The organism is Leyella stercorea (assembly GCF_019052365.1).
In the GTDB taxonomy this organism is placed as follows: Bacteria; Bacteroidota; Bacteroidia; order Bacteroidales; family Bacteroidaceae; genus Prevotella.
Genome location: NZ_JAHQUY010000099.1, coordinates 1 through 7431, shown reverse-complemented (window position 1 = coordinate 7431; position 7431 = coordinate 1). Strand labels below are relative to the sequence as shown.

Sequence of the window (7431 nt, the reverse complement as noted above, 5' to 3'; positions counted from 1 at the left end):
TGCAACTTTTTACTCATATTTATCAACTTAAATTAATTCCGCCAACGGGTAAAGTAAGCAATGAAAAGGATTTGGATTTTTCTGATGGCGATGCTCTGCATCGTTTCTTTTACAGGTTGTGATAAGACAGACGAACCTAACGGATCGGTTATTGACTATGACAATCTGTTCGATAGGACTTATACTATTAACGACGATGGCTGCTGTGTGCTCGAAAGTTGCGGGCCAACAAGAGCTACAGTTATTGAGGATGAGGTAAAGGGATATGGATGGAAAGTCATTGGCATATATGAAGTTCAGAATGACGGCAGGCTTTCACAGAAAGATTATCGCGAAACAGTTTGTGGTGGAGGATATGTAGATTACTGGTTTGAGTCAGACAGTCGGCTTGTCGGTTTCCGCCATGGTGACACCCCAGGCAAATTCTATAATAAGACCACGTGGCGCTACGATGCTACAAAGGGTTTCATCATGCGTGGCACAGAAAGCGAAAGTTTGCAAAACCGCTATATGCAAGTGCTGGCTTTGACCACTCTCCAAGGAAAGAAATTCTATATGTACACCATGCAAAATATTGGTGTCAAATCCGACGAGCACGGTAATCAGAAACCTTTTTATGGCATGGTTGTCTATCAACGCATGACCGACAATGAACTTGCCAAAATGAAGAAAGCATACGATTATGATGCAAACTTTGATTTTACCGGTGCCGTTCCTGACGACTGCAAGTTCCGTGTAAGTGCAAGATACTACAACCCCGACGATTTTGAAGAAGGTACCAACGGAAGTGTCATCGTCGCTTTTGGAAATGTAGAATTCTCACTGACCGACCATCTCGGCACGGCAATGCTTCCAAACCCGGCATTGGAATATTTCGACTCCATCGTTTGGAGAGCCAACGACAGAATTGTTCCAGACAGATATGTCATACACCGCAACAATCAGAGCAAGGCGCAGACTGTCCTGACATGGACTACCCGTTTCTTCTATACGAACCCGAACCTGACCACATACTTTGAGGGTTACAAGAAAGGTCGCATCGTCTATACATACACGATGCATCACGACATCTACTTCGACAAATTCTTGTGCTTCGATTGGGGAAAGTTTTCGATGAGCAAACCAAAAGAGTTTACTGCTACATGTTTGCTTGACAGAAGCCGGAGTTTCACCGTTTACGAACCAAGGACATACAACAATGATATGAACAAGGTGTATGCCGAACTGCGCTACAATTCCGAAGAAAAAGGCAAGGGCAACGATATTGCCATCCTGGAAAAGGAAATCAGTGAACTGACGGAACTTATGATTAACCATTATGGCAAGGGAACCGAAGTGGGTAAGCAGGTAGAGCATTACCGCACCTTATTCAAGGCTCTTCCTGAAAAAGCGCATATTATTACATATTGGGCAACTGCTGATACAAGAATTGCACTTGTTTTCAATCGCGACGATGCTGACTCCAAGAATGATTACTATTACGTACATGCTGAACCAGTTCAACAATAACAAAGCAATCCATTCACAACTGGAGGTTTTATCAGCAAAATAGTTGATGGAACGAATCGCTATAGTATAGTGGTGAATTACATTATTATAATAAAAAAATGATGATAAAAAGAATAAGTATAACATTTGTGGCATTATTATTTGCTACAATTTCATTTGGACAAGTAAAAAGCATTGACGAGAGAATAGGCGAGGCTATGAATAGCAGTAATTGGGCTGAACTTAGATCTTTGTATATGTCTGATGGTAAAAACTTGCAGACACCATTTCTAAAACCGCTCTCCAAATTCTTTATAAGTCAATTCTATAATGAACCGGACAGCGCTATCAAGTATGGCAAAGAAATTTTGGAGAAGTATCAAGATGAACTAAATTCATCTGTACCTTCAATAATGTATTTCATGTCAGAAGATTATGCAATATTGGGACACTACGATAAGGCTTCCGCATTATTACACAGTCTGAACGAGGCATACCGCAAGGGTGGACAAACTGCTGGAATTGTATTTGAAGCCTATGAGGACATTTATTCTAAGCTTTCGAAATGCGGTACGTTTTCTGTGGAGAGGCCAGACTATAACGTGAGTGTGCCCTTGTTAACACATACAGGTGACCGCAAAAATCCGGAAATGATGTTTGTTATGGCTAATATCAATGGACAAGAAGTGAAATGCACTTACGATTCAGGGGCAGGTATAAATATAATGACTACTAAGTTTGCCGAGCATATAAAGGCAACTGTCATACAGACCAAGAACATTCAGATGTTGGGTATGTCTTATGTTGATAGCAAAGGCTTAGTAGTGGTGGACTCACTAAAACTTGGTGATTTAGTTTATCGAAATGTCCCATTTTTTGTTGTCGATATGAGAACTGACAATCCGTTAGCTAACAAAAAGTTGGAGGAGCTTGGATACGAATGTGTTATAGGCAACCAGACAATGATGCCATTAGGTGAGATTTGTTTCGATTTTGACAGAATGCAGCTTGTAATCCCAGCCTCGTACACACCAAAACCTGCATATGCTCCCAATTTCTATCGTTCACCTCAGCGCCTTTTCCATTTGTCATTAACAGATGGTCGTTCAGGGAGAAAGATTGATGCAATAGTTGACACTGGCGCATCAGGAACCATCCTGACAAATCGCTATTATAAAAAGAACGAAAACTGTTTTACTGGTAGAACGGCAACTGATTCATTGCGCACGGCAGGTGTCGGTGGTGTCAATGTTGTAAAAACGATACCTGTGTCATGGACATTTACCCTTGCAGGCGAACAATATACCGAGACAAACATTCCAGTAGTAACATCTTCAGAACAGAATGAGGAATATGATTGCAGAATCGGTTTACCAACGTTAATGGCACATAGGAAATTTATTATCAACTTCAAGAATATGTGGATGAGATTTGAGGATTAGTAGAAATATTAAACAATAGATTTGGCTATAGGTCCTTACAAATTCAGCCTGCGAATTTCCACAAGTAAAAGGTTCTAATATCTTGCTGGATGAGTTTTATAAATTAAAATACACTATCTTCATGAATAAATTACTAAAAATATTTTGTTTTTGTGGGTTGTTTTGCCTATGTGATTGTTGTAGAAATAGCATACATCCTAACCTAATAAACAAAAAAGTTTGTAAGCAAATATTAGTAAAAAATTATTTTGATGATAATGAATACATTATTAATAATGATATTTCAATCCAAGAACTGTATGAACTCTTACAGAATGCAACTCTCTGTGATATAATCAAATTGCCTCCAAGATTAGTATTAACTATAAAAGGTACAAATTATCATCAAACTTTTTTCATATGTGATAATTATATAAAAGATGACAAAAGAAAAATATATAGATGTAAAAAAAATATAGAAAAGGAGTTAAAGAAAATCATCAAAGAATAGTGGACTATCTGCAAAAAACGTGTGGACTATGCATAGATTTTCATTAAACTAAAGAAGAACTTTCTGTCTATGATAGGTCTAAGTTGTGCCCTAAAATGTTTTTTACCATTGAGTAATTCAGCAGCAGTGTTAGTTGCTGAGAGTTCAAGATAAACTGTGTCAAGCTATAATAGTTGTAGTTTACGCAATCCAAATCAACACCATTGTTTTTTTGATTAATACTGCAATACAATAAATTCAATAGCCTATCGTTCTTTAGGTATAACATAAAAGCAAAACAATATGAAAGTATCAACAAAACAAGGCTATAAACCGCCTTAAAATTCGTTAGGGCTTATCAGAGGATATTTCCCTTGTATCTTTGAAATCTTTTCTATGTTCAGGCTACCCATACCAATGGCAGTGGCAAGACCTTGAAGACCATCCAGAAGAGCGGTCCTGACGGTGATATTACCACCTCGTTTGAGTATGACGGCATACAGCGCCTTGTCCGTGTCACCGACACGGAGGGCAATGTAACGACCTCTACTTACGACATGGGTGAAATGTGAATGAAAGACCTCAAACTGTAAATGTAACCATAAAATGAGAAATCACATTTGTTTAATTACGCTTTACGCTTTTACCTATATTTTATACTCTTGCTCTATGGAGCAAGAGTATAATTCTTTCAATATAATATATTGTAAAGAAGTTTCCTCAGGATTACAATATAATAATTCTTGTGGAACGATAGAATATAAAGGGGAGAAATATACTATAAAAAAGAGTGTTTATTATGTTAAAAAGAAACTGCAAAATGTAGATGTGTATAGGAGTGATGGTATAATATCCTATACTAAAAGTGAAGTAGAATCTGATAAAAAACTCGCAAACTATTTAGGGATTCCTTTGGTTAGAATTGTTGTGATTAGTAAGGATAAACTTTTGGATAATAATACATTATTTTCTTATGAAGCAAAAGGAGATTCTATATTTGTTAATCAGGCAAAAAATCTTGTCATTTACGTAAATTCTATTCAAAAGTAAACTCTATGGGGAGTTTTTTATTATGGTTCTACAAGAATTAGTGTGTGTTAACGAGAGTGTAAGCTAAACTGTGTCATGCTATCACTGTTATAGTTTAATGCAATTTATTTGCATTTTGTTCAGTATAGTTTTCCCAATAATGAAGATTTATACTATTTTTAGTTTTACGCAAAGGAAGATATGTTTTTTTTATGGGTACTCAAATTATCCTAAATGTAAGTTTGCACTAAATAAATGAGAGGGGAATAGATTAAAGTTGTATTTCCCTCTCATTTAGTTTAGTTTGTTTCCCAAAACACTATTTGGAGCTTTTGATAGCACGTTTTATGCTTTTTGATTCTTGCAAAAGTTTATTGGCTATACTATCTTTGTATGCTGCCATTTCAACCATTTCATAGTGATGACGAACAGAATCCTCATAAGCAGCAACACGATTTCTTACATCATCAATAACTTTCTCATCTCGACAAACAGAGAAAAACTTCTCTATGTAGCGAATATTCGGGTCGCCGGATGGAAGCGCCATTTTCAATGCTCGATATTTCAAGTCTGCCTCCTCCCAATCTTGGTGCTCTCGCCATTGGGTGAGATTGCCCCAAATGGAGAGGACAAGAGACAGAGCCAAGCTACCAATGAAAAGAAGAACTTTCTTTGAGGTTGGCTCGAAGCGATGGGTTACAACCTTCTTTTGAGGTGAATTGTTCAACACTTCAAGTTTGTCCTGCAATACCTTCGAGAAAACATCATTCTCTTGTCTCATCTGCTTGACTGCATCAACCAAGAACTTGCTTCGCTGCTCATTTTTGCCAAGTTCAACCTTAATAAGGTCAGCAAAAACAACAATGGCATCTCTTAATTTGGATATTTTACCTCTGACTTCCTCTTCCTTGGTAAACATCGCATTGATTGACTTATCCAACTTGGTTATGTCATTACTTGCAGGAACGTTTTCTGCTCCTGCGTTCTTTGTGGAGGCAGAAAGTTCATCGACTTTCTGCTCCAATCTCTCAACTGTGCCGTAGATGGCTTCCAATAGTTCTTCTTTCATGTTCGATTCTATTTTTAAGTTTGTAACTTGCATCAAAGGCTGAAACCCTTTCTGCGTTTTCTCTTTTTCTTCTTAGCGGATTCTTCCTCTGGGAATGGCTCATAAGTTTGGGCATTAGACGGAGCGAACAAGCCGATGGAAGAAATACCACTCCAAGGGTCTTGGGTATGTTCTACCGTTGGTTGAGTCGGCTCTACTTGGTGACAACTTGGTTGTCCTCCCTGCATAGATTCGGCTCTTGGCGATACACGATTATACTCTGTGCCAAGTCTTGCATCCAACTTGACAAAGCTGTATTCTCGGCTAATCTGCGTACCCTTGAAGCTATATCCATCCTTGCTGAAACGGATGCCTTGTACCTTGGTTCTCTCCTTGTCCTTATAGACAAGCTCCAAGCGAACACCTCGTTTTGCAAGTTCATTCTTGAACTTCTGCCAGCTATCTGCAACTTTTAAGGCATCTTTGACAGCATTGTGAATCTCATATTTGGCTTGCTCGGCATTGCGTAACTTGCGAGTATTAGTCTTGCTTTTGTCCGTTCCGTAAGTCAGCCCATACTTGGATTTTAGACTCTTGGTCACTTGCTCATTACGCCTGTAATCATTCCTATCTGATATGAGTTTGCCCTCGTTATTAATGCGGTTGTACACGATATGACAATGTGGATTGTCCGTGTTGTGATGCCTTACGATGATGAATTGGGTATCAGTGATGTCCATCATCTGCATGTATTCAAGGGCTATCTTAGCCATGAACTCATCCGTCAAACGTGGTTTGTCCTCTGGTTTGAAGCTCAATGCAATGTGTCCCACAGGCTTCTTAATCCTTGGATTTAGCTGTCTTTGTAGCTCTAAACTTTGCGCTATTTCGGCATTCGTGCCGAGCAAAACACCATCGGATGCAAGGATTTTCGCCTCGTCTTTGCCCGTAACATAGCGGATGCAACCAACAAATGAGCTGCCTTTCTTTAGCTTGCCTATCATGTCGTTGCCTCCTTTCTGCTCATTCCGCATGGCTTCGGTTTGGAGCTTACTTGCCGATACTCGCCAAGAATTGCTTTCAATCTTCTCAATAAGTCCATCACATACACATGTGTTTCATGGAAGCCTCTCTGATGCGACAGCTTGGCAAGTTGGTTGAGGTTGTTCGCCATGCCTATGAGATTCTTGGCAATGGCAACCGTCTCAGTGTTGTGTCCGCTGACCACTTCGCCATTCAAGGCTGACTCTCGGATGTACTCCGCCAACTTGCGATTGGCTTTTCTCGCCCTCAGTCTCAGTGCCTCGTAGCTTGGCTTCGAGAACTTCACAGTGACAGACTTCGACAGCTTGCGAACCCTGCCTGCGGGCGGTCTTCCGCCCTTTCTCTTGTCTTGTTCCTGTATGTTTGTCATTCTATATACTGATTACAGTTGGTACACTCACTTTCTGCGACCGTCGGGAGCAAAGTTCCTCCGCCCTCATGGTGGAGCGAGGCGTTTTGGGATTCCCAAAACATAACCTCGCTCCCTCTCAGAACACGTTAGTTGGAACTACAGCCTTTCAGCTATCCACACCCAAGGTCGCAGACCTTAATTCTCACAATTTGCGCCAAGCCTCGAAGTCCTCTTCATAAAGGCTTAGGTGGTGGCGCACGATGTTCTCGATGATGCCCGATACGCTCATGCGCCTCCCTCCAAGGATGCGGACGACACGATCAAGACGGTCTCGTACATCGGAACTGACGAAGACTGGCTTGCGGTCGTCAATCCTTGGAACTTGGAGGAAGGTTTGCTGATACTCCTCCAGTGTTGCCTTGCGCTGCTTGCCGCTGATGCGCTTCTGTGGATTCGGTGGCGATTGAGCCTCGTTCGTTGATGTTTCCTCTCGATAGGGAGTTGTTGCAGCAACTTTCTCTACAATTGCTCTCAACTCTGGGTTCTCTACATCATCATA

General features: G+C 40.2%; 9 protein-coding genes. 5 read left to right on the top strand and 4 right to left on the bottom strand.

What is annotated here, in order from left to right:
- Positions 1-60: 60 nt before the first annotated feature.
- The 5 genes from KTQ90_RS12200 (at position 61) to KTQ90_RS12180 (ending at position 4449) form a co-directional block, all read left to right on the top strand.
- On the top strand, positions 61-1509 hold the full coding sequence (locus KTQ90_RS12200) for a hypothetical protein (protein ID WP_217318659.1): 1449 nt from the start codon (positions 61-63) through the stop codon (positions 1507-1509).
- A gap of 98 nt (positions 1510-1607) precedes the next feature.
- Complete coding sequence (locus tag KTQ90_RS12195) at positions 1608-2930, top strand: pepsin/retropepsin-like aspartic protease family protein (protein WP_217318658.1); 1323 nt, start codon at positions 1608-1610, stop codon at positions 2928-2930.
- Between the two features lie 121 nt (positions 2931-3051).
- Positions 3052-3420 (top strand): hypothetical protein, encoded by a 369-nt coding sequence (locus KTQ90_RS12190; RefSeq protein ID WP_217318657.1) that lies wholly within the window; start codon positions 3052-3054, stop codon positions 3418-3420.
- Between the two features lie 413 nt (positions 3421-3833).
- Positions 3834-3971 (top strand): hypothetical protein, encoded by a 138-nt coding sequence (locus KTQ90_RS12185; RefSeq protein WP_106811809.1) that lies wholly within the window; start codon positions 3834-3836, stop codon positions 3969-3971.
- Between the two features lie 97 nt (positions 3972-4068).
- The gene (locus tag KTQ90_RS12180; RefSeq protein ID WP_254360403.1) at positions 4069-4449 is read left to right on the top strand and encodes a hypothetical protein; all 381 of its coding nucleotides are present in this window, start codon (positions 4069-4071) and stop codon (positions 4447-4449) included.
- A 298-nt stretch (positions 4450-4747) separates the two neighbouring features.
- Here KTQ90_RS12180 and KTQ90_RS12175 read toward each other — a convergent pair whose 3' ends face one another.
- The 4 genes from KTQ90_RS12175 to KTQ90_RS12160 all read right to left on the bottom strand — a co-directional run.
- On the bottom strand, positions 4748-5497 hold the full coding sequence (locus KTQ90_RS12175; protein ID WP_217318656.1) for a hypothetical protein: 750 nt from the start codon (positions 5495-5497) through the stop codon (positions 4748-4750).
- 32 nt (positions 5498-5529) lie between these two features.
- A complete protein-coding gene (locus tag KTQ90_RS12170; protein ID WP_217318655.1) occupies positions 5530-6480 on the bottom strand; it encodes a relaxase/mobilization nuclease domain-containing protein in 951 nt (316 codons plus the stop codon).
- Entirely contained in the window at positions 6477-6890 is a 414-nt protein-coding gene (locus KTQ90_RS12165; protein WP_217318654.1) for a plasmid mobilization protein, read from the bottom strand. The genes KTQ90_RS12170 and KTQ90_RS12165 overlap by 4 nt, the downstream gene beginning before the upstream one ends.
- Before the next feature lie 184 nt (positions 6891-7074).
- On the bottom strand, positions 7075-7431 hold a 357-nt coding region (locus KTQ90_RS12160), incomplete at its 5' end, for a DUF3408 domain-containing protein (protein WP_217318653.1).